The organism is Enterobacter sp. UCD-UG_FMILLET, assembly GCF_000762975.1.
Classification (GTDB): Bacteria; Pseudomonadota; Gammaproteobacteria; order Enterobacterales; family Enterobacteriaceae; genus Enterobacter; species Enterobacter dykesii.
The window spans coordinates 331251-347373 of sequence record NZ_JRJC01000036.1 but is presented as its reverse complement, the minus strand read 5'-3'; the positions used below and the strand labels follow the sequence as shown (position 1 = coordinate 347373).

Genomic DNA, 16123 nt, shown 5'->3' with positions numbered 1-16123 from the left:
CAGATGGCTATTAATGTTATGTTGTTGCTATTTTTTGCGATAATTACTTTATTTGCAAATTTCCAGTTGCGTATTTTTAGCTTCAGACCAACAGTATTGGGAGCACTTTTCCTTTTAGCTCTCTTTATAGAGATTGTTCCCGGCACAATATTAGTGGCCTTTTTTAATTACCCTATGTCGTTCGGCGTTGATACACTTATAACTGATGAAAGTAAAATAGAAACATTCAGGTATACATTTCTCTCAATATCAATTCTGCTTCTTATGGTTTCTCTTTCATCTTGCATTTGTCGATTTGATGTTGATATTACAAAATTAAATACAACCCATCTGCGTGTTAAGTTAATCACTTTTTTTTCCTTTGTGGTAATTTTAATAAAAATATTTTCGGTTGGTGATATCCCTTTTTTGATGGCAATGAGAGGAGATTTTGATGGTGCCGCTTTGGCAAAAGCTCAAATACTCAGAAATGAAGTTGGGTTTGGAGGTTTGTTTATTGGTTATATATTTGTATATTTTCCTTATATTTCGCTCGTGTATTCATATTGTCATAAAAAGAAATATTTGTATAGTAGGTTACTATTCCGCATCAATCTCTTGTTAATAATAATATATAGCATGTACGACATGCAGAAATCTAAACTTATCGTTGTGCTTTTTATTCTTTTTATTCTTTATTTGAAATCAACAAAACGTATCAATTATATAATTATAACTGTTATTCCTGCAATTAGTCTAATTCTCTTGTGTTCATTCTTTATCCTTTTGCATAATATACCTTTAGGAGAAGTATTTGACTCTGTATTAGCCAGGCTCTTTATAGGTCAGACTGAAGGGTCCTTTATGATTTATCAGGCGCTGACTCCGGATATTTCTCGTATTGCTTACGGGATGCCTTTAGGAGGACTTTTTGGTGTATATGCAGTTGATCCGGCAGCCGAAATTATAACAATATTTTTTCCTACTGCAGGAGATGCATGGGTCAATTCAAATAGTTATTTCCAAGCTCACGCCTGGTCGATTTTTGGTGATGTTTCTTTGATACTTGGCCCATTATTCGTGGCTCTGAATATAATTGGTTTATATTTCCTTAAAGAATTTTTTAGTAGGATTGATAGAACATATGCTAGTTGCGTTTACATCGTATCTATTTTGACTTTACCGATCGTAAATGACTTTTCATATTTTCTTTTCTTCAAGTCTTGGTTTTGCATGATAGTGTTAATGATATTTTATCTTGCAACGATTAACATTATTGAATCATTTTTAAAATTAAAAAAAACAAACATTTAAGTTGATTGATTTTATGAATAATTATAGAATATTTTGGTGATTATATGAAAGTATTGCATATCGTTGGGAATCAAATAGAAACTTCGAATGGTATTGGTCGTTTGCTGCCAGAAATGATAAAAATGCAAAATAAATACAGCAAAAATATGGAGAGTGCACTTTGCTGCATTAATGATGTATATAATACATCTGAGTTTGAAGTTACCAATAAATATGATATCAATGATAAATTTTTTGATGATTATAATTTATTTATTTTTCACGGGCTGTATTTTTACGAATATACTAGACTAGCTAAAAAAATATTATCACGAGGAAAGAAATATTTTATTAAACCTCACTCTAGTCTTATTGTTAGTGCACAAAAAAAATCAATTATAAAAAAAACGTTGGCTAATTTTCTTTTCTTTAAGCGTTTTGTTAATAATGCTAGCTCTATCATATTTACAAATGAAGATGAAGCTAAAAACTCTGTTCAATGGAATTCTCAGTTCTTTTATGAAGGTAATGGCATTTCAAGTATTCAGGGATCGGAGATAATTCTTAGAAAGAAACACCAACCATATAAGTTTGTTTATCTTTCGAGAATCGATTTCTCGCATAAAGGCACCGACATTCTCCTGGATGCTTTGGAGCTACTGAAAGATAAATATGGTGTGAGTAATTTAGATCTTTCTATTTATGGAAAGGGGAATGAAAATGAGGAAACTCAACTTATTGATCGAATTCAAAAGCTCAATTTTTCTGGCGTGACTTTCAATGGCCCCATATATGGTGAAGATAAAAATTCTATGCTATATGATAAAGATATTTTTATTTTAACTTCACGATATGAAGGGTTTCCAATGGCTATACTTGAAGCTATGGACGCTGGTTTGCCATGCCTTGTGACTCGCGGGGTAAATATGACGACTATTATTGAAAAGCACCAAGTTGGATGGGAATGTGAGACAACGGTTAATGGCGTCGCTGAGTTAATCTTATCTGTGCTCAAAATGGATAGCAGTTTAATAGATAATATGTCCACTCGTGCCCGAGAATATATTATAAAAGAACATAATTGGCCTTCACTCGTTAATCACTCCGAATCGATTTATACAGAAGTATATAAGAGGGATATGTGAAAAGAAAGATTCTTATATTAGGAGGTGCGGGATTTATTGGGATTAACCTCATTGAGCACTTTTTACTACATAATTTCGATGTGATTGTCTATGGCAGAAATAGGCCCTTAGGTTTCGAAGAAAAAATTACCTTTATTGAAGCTGATTTAACTAGTATTAATGATAAGAAGGAATATCTTAAAAGCCTTGAAATAGACGCAGCGATATACCTAATAAACACTTTCTCCGTGAATTCAAAAGTTAGCAATTATCAGTCCCTGCTGGATGATAATAAATATCTGATAAATGAAATTTTTGACCTTGTTAAACGTTTTATTTTTTTCTCTTCGGGAGGAAGGGTATATAAAAGCAGCGAAAGGCCCCATCATGAAGATGAACATCTTGAAGCTGTGTGTGATTATGGAAAAAGCAAAATAGATCTTGAAGCTTTTGTAATGTCATGTGGTGCCAGAAAGAAAAAACAATTTCTGATAGTGAGGCCTTCAAATCCTTATGGACCTCATCAAACATTAACAGGCAATCAAGGATTGATTGCAATAATTACTGCACGCATAATTTCTGGTCAGGTTGTAGATGTTTGGGGAAGTGGGGATGAGGTAAGGGATTATATATATATAAAAGATTTTGTTAATATTTTCTATTCGCTTTTTTGCATAGAAAATCCGCTCCATAATATATACAATATAGGTTCATGTACTGGGGAATCGACTTTATCAATTTTAAAGACTGTCCGTCAGCACTTACCAAATTATAATGTTCGAATTAACTATATCCCTAACGATAATATAATTAAGTCTAATATTCTATGCAATAGGCGTATATTAGATGAAATTGGTTTTTACAACTATACGGATATCAATTCTGGAATTACACGTTTCCTTGAGTGGTTGCAGATAGCATCACGAAATAAATGATGGTTTTTAATTCGGGATTATTCATGAAAATAAGTGTTTTACTATCTCTCTATATAAAAGAATCACCAGATTATTTGGATGCATGCCTTGCCAGTTTGTCTAATCAAACTTACTTGCCTAATGAAATCGTCATTGTTTTCGATGGTCCAGTCACTACCGAATTGAATGCGTGTACCATTAAATGGTCTGAAAAATTGCCCATAAAGATCGTGAGAATTGAAAATAATGTGGGTTTGGGTGAAGCGTTAAATATTGGGTTGAAGTCGTGCACTCATAATGTTGTTTTTAGAATGGATACTGACGACATATGTCACAAAGACCGTTTCTTGAAACAGGTGTCATACTTTGAGAATAACCCTGAAATAGGTTTGTTGAGTTCAACTATTGGTGAGTTCAGGGAGTCGATTGATGATGTTTACGCCTATCGCAAACTGCCATTGACGCATTCAATGATTTTACAATTTTCCAAAAAGAGAAATCCATTTAATCATATGGCTGTAGCATTCAAAAAGGACTTGGTATTAGCGGTTGGTGGTTACCAACGCGAATATTTATATGAAGACTATGCGCTATGGATTAGAATGATTCAAAATGGTGTTATTACTGCTAATTTACCTGAAGCGCTGGTTTATGCAAGAACTGGAAATGGGATGGCGACTCGACGCTCAGGCTTAAAATATGCAAAATCAGAGTTCACTGCACAGATTAATTTTTATAAAACTGGTTATCTTAATTTTTTTGAATTGATTAGGAACTTATCAATCAGAATACCCTTAAGGCTCATTCCTATCTCATTTCTATCATTATTATATTCAACAGTTCTTCGTAAATGAATTATAACTTGATTGGGCACTTTTCTAAAAGTGCGTTTTAAAAAACCAAACGTTAAGATAAACGTTTATCGCAAGACATCTATCCGCTAAGATACGAAGCAGTATGAAATACTCAGCCGTACTTGCTGAGAACCACACCTGACAGGAGTATGTAATGTCCAAACAACAGATCGGCGTCGTCGGTATGGCAGTGATGGGGCGCAACCTGGCGCTCAACATCGAAAGCCGTGGTTATACCGTCTCCGTTTTCAACCGCTCCCGTGATAAGACCGAAGAAGTCATTGCCGAGAACCCAGGCAAAAAACTGGTTCCTTTCTATACGGTGAAAGAGTTCGTTGAGTCTCTGGAAACGCCTCGTCGTATCCTGTTAATGGTGAAAGCGGGCGCAGGTACCGATGCAGCTATCGACTCCCTGAAGCCTTACCTCGAAAAAGGTGACATCATCATTGATGGCGGTAACACCTTCTTCCAGGACACCATTCGTCGTAACCGTGAGCTGTCTGCTGAAGGCTTTAACTTCATCGGTACCGGTGTTTCCGGTGGTGAAGAGGGCGCGCTGAAAGGCCCATCCATCATGCCTGGTGGCCAGAAAGATGCGTACGAACTGGTTGCGCCTATTCTGACTAAAATCGCTGCCGTTGCCGAAGATGGCGAGCCGTGTGTGACTTATATCGGTCCGGACGGTGCTGGTCACTATGTCAAAATGGTTCACAACGGCATCGAATACGGCGATATGCAGCTGATCGCAGAAGCATACTCCCTGCTGAAAGGCGGTCTGAACCTCTCCAATGAAGAACTCGCGGAAACTTTCACCGAGTGGGACAAAGGCGAGCTGAACAGCTACCTGATCGACATCACCAAAGATATCTTCACGAAAAAAGATGAAGAGGGTAAATACCTGGTTGATGTGATTCTGGATGAAGCTGCCAACAAAGGTACCGGTAAATGGACCAGCCAGAGCTCTCTGGATCTGGGCGAACCGCTGTCTCTGATCACCGAATCCGTCTTCGCGCGTTACATCTCTTCCCTGAAAGAGCAGCGCGTGGCGGCATCGAAAGTATTGTCTGGCCCTCAGGCTAAACCAGCGGGTGATAAAGCTGAATTTGTTGAGAAAGTGCGTCGTGCACTGTACCTGGGTAAAATCGTTTCTTACGCGCAGGGCTTCTCTCAGCTGCGTGCGGCGTCAGACGAGAACAACTGGGATCTGAACTACGGTGAAATCGCGAAGATCTTCCGCGCTGGCTGTATTATTCGTGCGCAGTTCCTGCAGAAAATAACCGATGCCTATGCTGAAAACGCCGGTATCGCCAACCTGCTGCTGGCACCGTACTTCAAGAAGATTGCGGATGAATATCAGCAGGCGCTGCGTGACGTGGTTGCCTACGCTGTCCAGAACGGTATCCCGGTTCCGACCTTCTCTGCTGCTGTAGCCTACTACGACAGCTACCGTGCTGCTGTGCTGCCAGCTAACCTGATTCAGGCACAGCGTGACTACTTCGGGGCGCACACTTACAAGCGCACCGATAAAGAAGGCGTGTTCCATACCGAATGGATGGAATAAGTTAACATACTCGCTGTAATCAAAACCCGGAGCCTGTCTCCGGGTTTTTTTATGCAAAAAATGTCGCCTGTTATTCGAAGTAGTCTGAATCTCGCCCCGCTCGTAGCCATTACTCCTGGTTTGCCTTGACAGTTCAGTTTGCCAGGAGGTACAAAGCCCAACAGTTAGGTTTATCGCGATGGTCTGGCGGCCATCAGTACAGTTAACTCACAGAAGTCATTAGCGAATGAAAATAACAATCTCCGGAACAGGGTATGTCGGTCTTTCTAACGGCATTCTGATTGCTCAGAATCATGAAGTGGTTGCGCTGGATATCGTGCAGGCCAAAGTGGACATGCTTAATCAGAAAAAATCGCCGATTGTGGATAAAGAGATCCAGGACTATCTCAGCCATAAAACGCTGAATTTCCGCGCCACGACAGATAAAGAAGATGCATACCGCGATGCGGATTACGTCATCATTGCGACGCCTACTGACTACGATCCTAAAACCAACTACTTCAACACCTCAACGGTAGAAGCGGTGATTAAAGACGTTATCGCGATCAACCCTGATGCCGTGATGGTCATTAAATCGACCATTCCTGTCGGTTTTACCAAATCCATTAAAGAAAAATTCGGTATTGATAATATCTTCTTCTCGCCGGAATTCCTGCGTGAGGGGAGAGCGCTTTACGATAACCTGCATCCTTCGCGTATCGTTATTGGCGAACGCTCCGAGCGCGCTGAACGCTTTGCTGCGCTGCTGCAGGAAGGCGCAGTGAAGAAAGATATTCAGGTGCTGTTTACCGACTCCACTGAAGCTGAGGCGATCAAGCTCTTCGCGAATACCTACCTGGCAATGCGAGTAGCTTATTTCAATGAGCTGGACAGCTATGCAGAGAGTCTTGGCCTGAATACCCGCCAGATTATTGAAGGTGTGTGTCTCGACCCGCGTATTGGCAACCACTACAACAACCCGTCATTTGGCTACGGCGGCTATTGCCTGCCAAAAGACACGAAGCAACTGCTGGCAAACTATCAGGCTGTGCCGAATAACCTCATTTCGGCGATTGTTGATGCGAACCGTACGCGTAAAGATTTCATCTCTGATTCTATCCTTGCGCGTCAACCGAAAGTGGTCGGCGTGTACCGTCTGATCATGAAGAGCGGTTCCGATAACTTCCGCGCCTCTTCCATTCAGGGGATCATGAAGCGTATCAAGGCGAAAGGGGTTGAGGTTGTTATCTATGAGCCTGCCATGCCGGACGATCAGTTCTTCAATTCCCGGGTGATCCGCGATCTGGATGCCTTTAAGAAAGAAGCCGATGTCATCATTTCAAACCGCATGGCGGAAGAGCTGGCTGACGTGGCGGATAAGGTATATACCCGCGATCTGTTTGGTAGTGATTAAGAGAACAATTTAGCTTAAAAGGACAGCTTGTTATTAGCTGTCCTTTTAATCTCTAATCTTAGAGCAGTTAAACCTTTCTTATTTGATTAAAATGCGCTCAGGAAGATATTTTTTGAATTTGTTCATTGAGTGCTGAATGCTATCTTTCGAAATGGTGAAAAGAACATCATCTTCAGTTTCTTTTTGACGAGCAGCACCGAAACGCTCATGGAATCTGATGACAGAAAGATTACCTTTACGTACGTCGAAGTGGGCACTCGTAAACCCTAATTTCAAAGCGTAATAATAGACTAGAAGTGCCGACTCAATTGCAAAATGTGAAGGTGCATCCTCATGAATGACCCATGATCCCCAGCAGAAAGAATCTTGCTGCTGATCATAAATTCTTACCGTACCAAAAGGTATATCATCAAGGTCGGTAATGATGAAGTAGGCTTGACCCTCGCTTTTCAGATAACCTTCGATCCATTTTTCTTGAGCTTTAACATCATCAGAAGTGGTGCTTATAAATCGCCCCTTTTTCTCATTCGTTCTCAGCGCGACAATGAAAGCTGCATCATCGGTTTTTACATTTCGAAGTTTAACAGAGCGACCCACGATAAGATCTGTCTGGTGAATTACTGGAATAGACATAGCAGCTCCTTTTGGCATTGACATAATGAATGCATTCAAATTTTGTAGAAACGTTTGTACCAGTCTACAAAGTTCTTCACCCCATCTTTAACCGAGGTTTGCGGTTTAAATCCGATCGCGTCATAAAGCGCCCGGGTATCGGCACTGGTTTCCAGAACATCGCCTGGCTGGAGAGGCAGCATGTTTTTCTCTGCTTTTTTACCCAGCGCGTCTTCCAGCGCAGTAATATAATCCATAAGCTCGACTGGCGAGCTGTTACCGATGTTGTAGACCCGGTAAGGCGCTGAACTGGTTGCCGGGGAACCGGTCTCAACGGTCCAGTCTGCATCGGCCTGAGGAATGACATCCTGCAGACGAATAATGGCTTCGGCGATGTCGTCGATGTAAGTGAAATCGCGCTTCATCTTGCCGTAGTTGTAAACGTCGATGCTTTTGCCTTCAACGATCGCCTTAGTGAACTTAAACAGGGCCATGTCCGGGCGTCCCCATGGACCATACACGGTAAAGAAGCGCAGGCCGGTGGTCGGCAGATTGTAGAGATGGGAGTAGGTATGCGACATGAGCTCGTTGGCTTTTTTGGTCGCAGCATAGAGTGAAACTGGATGATCTACGGAATCGTCAGTCGAGAAGGGCATCTTGCGGTTGAGGCCATATACGGAGCTGGATGAGGCATACAGAAGATGCTGAACATTATTATGGCGGCAGCCTTCCAGCACGTTGAGATGGCCGATAAGGTTGGCATCCGCATACGCGTGAGGGTTTTCAAGGGAGTAACGTACGCCCGCCTGCGCGGCCAGATGAATCACACGATCAAACTGCTCACTGGCGAAAAGCGCGGCCATACTTTCCCGGTCAGCTAATTCCAGCTTCTGGAAGGTGAAACGCTCAGATTTTAACAGTTCCAGACGTGCCAGCTTCAGGTTGACATCGTAGTATTCATTAAGGTTATCAATACCGACAACCTGATGCCCGGCCTCAAGGAGGCGTTTACTGACATTCGCACCAATAAAACCCGCAGCGCCCGTGACCAAAAATTTCATAGTTTCCCTCATAAACCTTAATCATACAGATGCCATAGCGCATCAGATGGCGTCTATGATAGCGCGAAGGGTGTAAGTTACATAACCCATCTTTCCGATATTACTCATCGGATTCTTATAGAAAAATCGCCAGTAATAGATAAACTATACAAACTTAATTATGTTTGCCCTTTTTTTATCAGTTAGGGATTGTATGACGCAAAACAACAATGGCCAGGTCGCTCCAGGTAACGAGCCTGAGCAAATTGATTTACTTGATTTAGTGTTCCAGCTGTGGCGTGGGAAGTGGGTTGTAACAGCCTTTATTGTTGTTGGTATCGCCCTGGCAATTGGATATCTCACTGTCGCGAAGGAAAAATGGACCTCAAGTGCGATTATCACGCAACCAGATGCGGCCCAGATCGCGAGTTATTCCAATGCATTGAACATCCTTTATGGTACTGCGGCACCAACAATGCTTGACAATCAAACGCGCGCTATTGGCCGTTTTAACGCCTCATTCTCGGCATTGTCACAGGCGCTTGAAAATCAGGCTGTGCCTGAAAAACTGACGATTGAGCCTACGGTTAAAGGACAACCGTTACCGTTAAGCGTCTCCTATACCAGTACATCAGCAGAAGCCGCGCAAAAGCAGCTGGCGCAGTACATTCAGCAGGTTGATGAGCAAACGGCAAAAGAACTCGCCGCTGACCTTACTGATAACATCAAAGCGCAGATAAAAACTCTGAATGATTCTTTGAAAAACCAAGAGAAGGTCGCTCAGGAGCAGAAAGATCTGCGTATCAAACAGATTGCTGAGGCGTTGAAGAACGCTGAAGCAGCGAAAATTACTTCGCCGCAACTCCAGCAAACTCAAGAGGTGACTCAGGAAACGATGTTCCTGCTGGGAAGTGAGGGGCTGAAATCAATGATTGACAACGAAGCTTCTCTCCCGTTGGTTTTCCCAAGAGCCTACTATCAGACCAAACGAAACCTCCTGGACATCCAGAATCTGAACGTAAACCCGGAAACGATCCACGTTTACCGTTATGTCATGAAGCCGGAACTCCCTGTACGTCGTGACAGCCCGAAAAAAGCGATTGTACTTATTCTGGCCGTGCTGCTGGGGGGCATTATCGGTTCAGGCTTTGTGCTTGGCCGCAACGCATTACGCAACTACAAACCAAAAGCCTGATGCATTGATAAAAAAAACCGGGGAAATTCCCCGGTTTTTTTATTTATGCCGTTTACGAAGATTCTCTATTACTGCCGTCAAGTCCAGCTCCTGATCCTGCAGCAGCACCAGCAGGTGATACATCAAATCAGACGCTTCATTGGTCAGTTCCTCGCGGTCATGCACCGTCGCGGCCAGCGCGGTCTCAACACCTTCTTCACCCACCTTCTGCGCAATACGCTTGGTTCCGCTGGCATACAGCTTCGCGGTATATGAACTGGTTGGGTCAGCCGTTTTACGCTCTGCCAGCAGTTGCTCCAGTTGATACAGGAACAACCACTGGTGGCTCGCCTCGCCGAAGCAACTGCTGGTACCTTTATGGCAGGTTGGGCCGATTGGGTTTGCCAGCACCAGCAGGGTATCGTTATCGCAGTCAGGCGCCATGCTGACCACGTTCAGGAAATGACCCGAGGTCTCGCCTTTGGTCCACAGGCGTTGTTTGGTGCGCGAGAAAAAGGTGACTTTACCGCTGTCGAGCGTTTTTGCCAGCGCGTCCTGGTTCATATATCCCAGCATCAGCACTTCACCTGAAACCGCATGCTGGACAACCACCGGCAGTAATCCGTCCGTTTTTTCCCAGTCCAGCTGCGCCTGTTGTTGCTCTGTTAACATACCCTGATCTCCACGCCCTGGTCGGCCAGGTACGTTTTTAACTCACCAATATTGATAATTTGTTTGTGGAACACGGACGCGGCCAGCGCGCCGTCCACGTTCGCATCGCGGAAGGCTTCCAGGAAATGTTCCATGGTGCCTGCACCGCCGGAGGCAATCAGCGGAACGTGGCAGACCGCACGGACTTTTTTCAGCTGCTCGAGGTCATACCCGTTACGCACGCCGTCCTGGTTCATCATGTTGAGGACAATTTCACCCGCGCCACGCTTCTGCACTTCCTGCACCCAGTCGAGCGTTTCCCACTGCGTCACGCGCGTGCGGCTTTCATCCCCGGTGTACTGGTTCACGTGGTACTTGCCCGTTGCGGCGTCATACCAGGTGTCGATCCCAACCACAATACACTGCACGCCAAAACGATCGGCGAGGCGGGTGATCAACTCAGGGTCGGCCAGGGCAGGGGAGTTGATAGAAATCTTATCGGCACCAAAGGAGAGAATTTTGGCCGCGTCGTCAGCGGACTTAATCCCGCCCGCCACGCAGAACGGAATGTCGATCACTTCAGCCACGCGTGCGACCCAGCTTTTGTCGACCACGCGTCCATCGCTGGAGGCGGTGATATCATAAAAGACCAGCTCGTCGGCACCTTCATCGGCATAGCGTTTTGCCAGCGGGACGATGTCGCCAATGATCTCGTGGTTGCGGAACTGTACGCCTTTCACGACCTGACCATCGCGTACGTCCAGGCAAGGGATTATCCGTTTTGCCAGCATTGAATCGCCTCCGTCACAGTAAATTTACCTTCCAGCAGGGCCCGGCCCACAATCACGCCCTGCACACCGGTACCGCGCAGCGCGGCCACGTCGCCTATATCACCAATTCCGCCTGAAGACTGGAACGCCACCTGCGGATAACGCGCACAAACCTCTTCATAAAGCGAGACGTTGGAGCCAGCCAGCGTACCGTCGCGGGAGATGTCAGTGCATAACACGTGCTTCAGGCCAACGGGCAGATAGATATCGACCAGCTCTTCCAGCGTCACGCCGGAGTTTTCCTGCCAGCCGCTGACGGCCACCTGCTTATTACCCTGTCCATCAATACGAACGTCCAGCGCCAGGACCAGGGCATCGGCGCCAAAGCGGCGGAACCAGCCTTTCACGGTCTCAGGATCTTTCACGGCGGTTGAACCCACCACCACGCGGGCCACGCCAGCGTCCAGCAGCGCTGCAACGTCATCTTCCGTACGCACGCCGCCGCCGACCTGTACCGGCACATCAACACCGGCAACCAGATTTTTAAGCAGAGGGATCTGGCGTTTTGCAGGGTCTTTCGCACCCGTTAAATCGACCAGATGCAGCACCTGTGCACCCTGGGCGGCATAATCCTGCAGACGCGGCAGCGGGTCGTTTCCGTAGTCGCGCTGCTGGCCGTAATCGCCCTGGTGGAGACGAACAACCGTGCCGTCAATTAAATCTAAAGCGGGAATAATCATCACATCTCCAGGAAGTTTTTCAGCAGCTGCGCGCCCGCGGCGCCAGAGCGCTCCGGGTGAAACTGCACGCCGAAGAAATTGTCTTTCTGTACGGCCGCCGTAAACGCCTCGCCGTAGGTGCACTGGGCGATCGTATTCACGTTCACCGGCATGGCGTAGCTGTGCACGAAGTAAAAATACGCGCCGTCTTCGATGCCGCGAAACAGCCTGTCGCCCGCTTTGGCGTACACGCGGTTCCAGCCCATATGCGGCAGAGGCAGACCGTGGTCAGTCATTTTCGGCACGTCTTCGTCAATAATGCCCAGCAGGTCAACGCCGTTGTTCTCTTCGCTGCGACGGCCCAGGATCTGCATGCCCAGGCAAATGCCCAGCACCGGCTGGGTACAGGCTTTGATCAGGTCGACCAGCTCGCGTTCGCGAATTTGATCCATCGCCGCCTGCGCGGTGCCCACGCCCGGTAAAAAGAGTTTGTCGGCGCGCAATACCACGTCCGGGTCACGGCTCACCACCGGCTCATAGCCGTGGCGCGCAATGGCCGATTTTACGGAGTTCAGGTTGGCGCATCCGGTATCCAGAATCACCACATTCATTACAGCACTCCTTTCGATGAAGGCAGGGCGTCACCTTCCACGCGAATTGCCTGGCGCAGGGTACGGCCAAAGGCTTTGAAGAGACTCTCCACGCGGTGGTGGTCGTTCTTACCTTTGGTCTTCAGGTGCAGCGTTAGGCCCATGGTATAAGACAATGAACGGAAGAAGTGCTCCACCATTTCGGTGCTCAGATCGCCCACGCGCTGGTAGGTGAAATCGGCTTTATACTCCAGGTGCGGACGACCGGAGATGTCCATCGCGCAGCGCGCCAGACATTCGTCCATCGGCAGAACAAAGCCAAAACGGTTAATACCGCGCTTGTCGCCGAGCGCCAGCTTCAGGGCTTCACCCAGCGCCAGGCCGGTATCTTCCACGGTGTGGTGATCGTCAATGTAGAGATCGCCTTTTACCGTAATTTCCATGCGGAAACCGCCGTGGGTGGCAATCTGGTCGAGCATGTGGTCGAAGAAACCGACGCCGGTGTGGATCTTGCTGCCGCCTTCACGGTCCAGCCAGACCTTCACGTCAATCTGTGTCTCTTTGGTGTTGCGCTCAACGTGGGAATAACGGTCGCGTTTTGTCAGCTGCTCGCCAATCTTCGCCCAGTTAAAGTTGTTGCGGTCGTAGCGCAGTCCCGCGATGCCCATGTTTTCCGCCAGCGTAATATCGGTGATGCGATCGCCGATGACATAGCTGTTGGTTTTATCCAGCGTATCTTCAGCCAGGTAGCGCTCTACCAGCTTCACCTTTGGCTTACGGCAGTCGCACTCGTCGGCCGGCATGTGCGGGCAAATCAGCACTTCATCAAATACCACGCCCTGAGAGGTCAGCACCTGCATCATCAGATTATGCGGGCCGTCAAAGTCCGCCTGCGGGAAGCTGTCGGTACCCAGCCCGTCCTGGTTGGTGATCATCACCAGCTTAAAGCCTGCTTTTTGCAGCTTGAGCAGCACCGGGATCACGTCCGGTTCAAAGGCCAGCTTGTCGAATCGGTCGACCTGAAAATCGGCTGGTGGTTCCGAAATAAGGGTGCCGTCACGATCGATGAAAAGGATCTTCTGGGTCATACTTTCTCCGCTTTCAGGGCGTCAATCACGCGCTGGCTCTCTGCGCGGGTGCCGACGGTAATGCGCAGGCAGCCACTCAGAGAAGGTTGTTTATTCTGGTCTCGTAAGATAATGCCCTGATCCCATAAAGATTTAAATACGGCACTCGATGCGGTGAAGCGCACCAGGATGTAGTTAGTTTCCGAGTCGAATATCTGCTCCACGCAAGGGATACCCTTCAGGGCAGTCACCAGATACTGACGTTCCTCCAGAATTTGCGCCACGCGCTCGCGCATCGCGTTGATCCCCTGAGGCGTCAGCGCCTGTGCCGCAATATCAGCAACCGGCGTCGAGAGCGGGTATGGGGCGATCACTTTCAGCAGCAGGTCGATGACCTCTTTATTCGCCAGGGTGAATCCGCAGCGCAGGCCCGCGAGGGCAAAGGCTTTCGACAGCGTACGCAGCACCACCAGGTGCGGATACTCTTCCAGCCAGCCTGCCAGCGTCGCCTGCGGGCAGAACTCGATGTAGGCTTCGTCGGCTACCACCAGCGCTTTACCACGCGTCATCTCCAGCAGGGTGCGAATATCCTGCGGGTTGATAACCTGTCCGGTCGGGTTGTTCGGGCTACAGACAAACACGACTTTTACGCCATCGAGATTGTCGGCGATACCCTGCAGATCCAGCTGCCAGTTCTCCAGCGCCTGCACGTTGCGGCACGCCACGCCGAAGGTTTCCGCGCTGACGCTGTACATACCGTAGGTCGGCTGACAGTACATCACCGCATCTTTGCCCGGCTCGCAGAACGCGCGGATCAGCAGTTCAATGCCCTCATCCGCGCCGCGGCTGACCAGCACCTGCTCTGGCTTCACTCCCGCGTACTGCGCGTAGTTTTCAATCACCGCTTTCGGCTGACACTCCGGATAGCGGTTCAGCGTTTGCTGAGACAGTTCAAACTGCACCGCCGTCGGGAATTCGTTAGCGTTCAGCCAGACATCCCCTTTACCGCCCAGACGACGCGCCGACTGGTAAGGCGTCAGGCGACGGACATTTTCGCGGGCTAACTCTTCAATGTTCATGCTTGCTCCTTCAGGGCTGCAACGCGCAGCGTAACGGCATTTTTGTGGGCGGTCAGCCGCTCGGCGGCGGCCAGGGTTTCAATAGTTGAAGCCAGTGACGCAAACCCTTCGCGGGAGAGCTCCTGCACGGTCATGCGTTTCTGGAAATCCGCCAGACCCAGGCTCGAACAGGTTGAGGTGTAGCCATACGTGGGCAGCACGTGGTTGGTGCCGGAGGCGTAATCGCCCGCGGACTCCGGTGACCAGTCACCGAGGAACACCGAGCCTGCGCTGGTAATGCTGTCGACCAGATCGCGCGCGCTGCGGGTCTGAATAATCAGATGCTCCGGGCCGTACTGGTTGGAGATGGCAATGCACTGGTCCAGGTCGCGCGCCACAATCAGGCGGCTGGCCGCTAACGCCTGGCGTGCCGTGTCGGCGCGGGGCAGGTCGGCAAGCTGGCGCTCAACGGCTTCGCCCACGCGTTTCGCCATATCGGCATCCGGCGTCAGCAGGATGACCTGCGAGTCCGGGCCGTGTTCCGCCTGAGAAAGCAGGTCGGACGCCACGAAGTCCGGCGTTGCGCCGCTGTCGGCAATCACCAGCACCTCAGACGGACCGGCAGGCATATCGATGGCTGCGCCGTCCAGGCGCTGGCTGACCTGGCGCTTGGCTTCGGTCACATACGCATTGCCCGGGCCAAAAATTTTGTCGACCTTAGGAATGGATTCCGTGCCGAACGCCAGGGCCGAAATCGCCTGCGCGCCGCCCACTTTATAGACCGCCTGCACGCCGCACAGCTTCGCCGCGTAGAGGATCTCGTCGGCAATCGGTGGCGGTGAGCACAGCACCACTTTCTGACACCCGGCAATTCGCGCGGGAGTCGCCAGCATCAGTACGGTGGAGAACAGCGGGGCAGAGCCGCCGGGAATATAGAGGCCGACGGACGCAACCGGGCGCGTGACCTGCTGGCAACGCACGCCGGGCAGGGTTTCGACATCCACGGTCTGCAGCTTTTGCGCGGTGTGGAAGGTATCAATGTTTTTCACCGCAACAGCCATGGCCTGCTTGATGTCGTCACCCAGACGATTGTTCGCATCAATGATTTCCTGCTCGGTAACCTGTAATGCACCGACTTCCGTCTTATCAAACTTCGCGCTGTATTCACGCAGCGCGTCATCGCCACGGGCTTTGACGTTATCCAGGATCTCCGCCACGGTGCGTGAGATGCTCTCAGAGGCGGAAATCGCCGGGCGCATCAGCAGCTCGCGCTGCTGAGCGTCGCTACAGGTATTCCAGTCGATGATTGTGTTAAAGCTCATGG

Annotated in this window: 16 protein-coding genes; 7 read left to right on the top strand and 9 right to left on the bottom strand. The window is 48.2% G+C overall.

Annotation, left to right across the window (positions count from 1 at the left end; all coding sequences use genetic code 11):
* Positions 1-3: 3 nt before the first annotated feature.
* The 6 genes from LA04_RS16730 (at position 4) to ugd (ending at position 7118) form a co-directional block, all read left to right on the top strand.
* Entirely contained in the window at positions 4-1293 is a 1290-nt protein-coding gene (locus tag LA04_RS16730; protein WP_047652454.1) for an O-antigen polymerase, read from the top strand.
* Positions 1294-1337: 44 nt separating this feature from the next.
* A complete protein-coding gene (locus LA04_RS16725) occupies positions 1338-2417 on the top strand; it encodes a glycosyltransferase (protein ID WP_081957718.1) in 1080 nt (359 codons plus the stop codon).
* Entirely contained in the window at positions 2414-3331 is a 918-nt protein-coding gene (locus tag LA04_RS16720) for an NAD-dependent epimerase/dehydratase family protein (protein WP_047652452.1), read from the top strand. The genes LA04_RS16725 and LA04_RS16720 overlap by 4 nt, the downstream gene beginning before the upstream one ends.
* A gap of 23 nt (positions 3332-3354) precedes the next feature.
* The gene (locus LA04_RS16715; protein WP_047652730.1) at positions 3355-4164 is read left to right on the top strand and encodes a glycosyltransferase; all 810 of its coding nucleotides are present in this window, start codon (positions 3355-3357) and stop codon (positions 4162-4164) included.
* 154 nt (positions 4165-4318) lie between these two features.
* Positions 4319-5725, top strand: a complete 1407-nt coding sequence (gndA, locus tag LA04_RS16710) for an NADP-dependent phosphogluconate dehydrogenase (protein ID WP_047652451.1) — start codon at positions 4319-4321, stop codon at positions 5723-5725.
* A gap of 226 nt (positions 5726-5951) precedes the next feature.
* Entirely contained in the window at positions 5952-7118 is a 1167-nt protein-coding gene (gene ugd, locus LA04_RS16705; protein WP_047652450.1) for a UDP-glucose 6-dehydrogenase, read from the top strand.
* Between the two features lie 78 nt (positions 7119-7196).
* Here ugd and LA04_RS16700 read toward each other — a convergent pair whose 3' ends face one another.
* Positions 7197-7751, bottom strand: a complete 555-nt coding sequence (locus LA04_RS16700) for a GNAT family N-acetyltransferase (protein WP_047652449.1) — start codon at positions 7749-7751, stop codon at positions 7197-7199.
* Positions 7752-7786: 35 nt separating this feature from the next.
* Positions 7787-8791 carry an NAD-dependent epimerase gene (locus LA04_RS16695; RefSeq protein WP_047652448.1) on the bottom strand — a complete coding sequence of 335 codons (1005 nt, stop codon included), beginning with the start codon at positions 8789-8791 and terminating at the stop codon, positions 7787-7789.
* Positions 8792-8984: 193 nt separating this feature from the next.
* On the opposite strand from LA04_RS16695, the gene wzzB reads away from it, so the two are divergent.
* A complete protein-coding gene (wzzB, locus tag LA04_RS16690) occupies positions 8985-9965 on the top strand; it encodes an LPS O-antigen chain length determinant protein WzzB (RefSeq protein ID WP_047652447.1) in 981 nt (326 codons plus the stop codon).
* 39 nt (positions 9966-10004) lie between these two features.
* Here wzzB and hisIE read toward each other — a convergent pair whose 3' ends face one another.
* Genes hisIE through hisD form a run of 7 tightly spaced genes read right to left on the bottom strand, consistent with a single transcriptional unit; the run spans position 10005 to position 16121 of the window.
* Positions 10005-10616 carry a bifunctional phosphoribosyl-AMP cyclohydrolase/phosphoribosyl-ATP diphosphatase HisIE gene (gene hisIE / locus LA04_RS16685; protein WP_047652446.1) on the bottom strand — a complete coding sequence of 204 codons (612 nt, stop codon included), beginning with the start codon at positions 10614-10616 and terminating at the stop codon, positions 10005-10007.
* Positions 10610-11386, bottom strand: coding sequence for an imidazole glycerol phosphate synthase subunit HisF (hisF, locus tag LA04_RS16680; RefSeq protein WP_023330862.1), 777 nt, complete (start codon positions 11384-11386; stop codon positions 10610-10612). The genes hisIE and hisF overlap by 7 nt, the downstream gene beginning before the upstream one ends.
* The gene (hisA, locus tag LA04_RS16675) at positions 11368-12105 is read right to left on the bottom strand and encodes a 1-(5-phosphoribosyl)-5-[(5-phosphoribosylamino)methylideneamino]imidazole-4-carboxamide isomerase (protein ID WP_047652445.1); all 738 of its coding nucleotides are present in this window, start codon (positions 12103-12105) and stop codon (positions 11368-11370) included. The genes hisF and hisA overlap by 19 nt, the downstream gene beginning before the upstream one ends.
* Entirely contained in the window at positions 12105-12695 is a 591-nt protein-coding gene (hisH, locus tag LA04_RS16670) for an imidazole glycerol phosphate synthase subunit HisH (protein ID WP_047652444.1), read from the bottom strand. Before hisH ends, hisA begins: the two co-directional genes overlap by 1 nt.
* Positions 12695-13762: a bifunctional histidinol-phosphatase/imidazoleglycerol-phosphate dehydratase HisB gene (gene hisB / locus LA04_RS16665; RefSeq protein ID WP_047652443.1), complete on the bottom strand. Its 1068-nt coding sequence runs from the start codon at positions 13760-13762 to the stop codon at positions 12695-12697. Before hisB ends, hisH begins: the two co-directional genes overlap by 1 nt.
* Positions 13759-14820: a histidinol-phosphate transaminase gene (gene hisC, locus LA04_RS16660; protein WP_047652442.1), complete on the bottom strand. Its 1062-nt coding sequence runs from the start codon at positions 14818-14820 to the stop codon at positions 13759-13761. Before hisC ends, hisB begins: the two co-directional genes overlap by 4 nt.
* Complete coding sequence (gene hisD / locus LA04_RS16655; protein WP_047652729.1) at positions 14817-16121, bottom strand: histidinol dehydrogenase; 1305 nt, start codon at positions 16119-16121, stop codon at positions 14817-14819. Before hisD ends, hisC begins: the two co-directional genes overlap by 4 nt.
* Between the last annotated feature and the right edge of the window lie 2 nt (positions 16122-16123).